General features: G+C 45.9%; 1 protein-coding gene. It reads right to left on the bottom strand.

The window, feature by feature from the left end; genetic code table 11:
- On the bottom strand, nt 1-199 hold a 199-nt coding region (locus HJY11_RS14180), incomplete at its 3' end, for an LCP family glycopolymer transferase (RefSeq protein ID WP_368041630.1).
- Nucleotides 200-220: the final 21 nt, after the last annotated feature.

Raw genomic sequence — 220 nt, 5'->3', positions numbered from 1 at the left:
ACCGTGCGTAGAATGGAATCGATACCTGATACAGTTCTTCCAAAGTATCAATAGACACAACCACTCCGTAGTTTCCGGCATGTGTAAGCTTATCCCTCATTCCTCCGGAAATACCAGGAATCTCCACATAGTAATCACGAGGTGTGGTTACAAGTAGGATCTGGTGTGTCTTCGGATTAACCGTGGCAATGATATTCACGTCGCTTCGGCTCATATCCTC

It is taken from the genome of Bittarella massiliensis (ex Durand et al. 2017), from assembly GCF_017566145.1.
Classification (GTDB): Bacteria; Bacillota; Clostridia; order Oscillospirales; family Ruminococcaceae; genus Bittarella; species Bittarella massiliensis_A.
The sequence above is the reverse complement of the archived record's forward strand: the minus strand, read 5'-3'. Positions and strand labels throughout refer to the sequence as shown.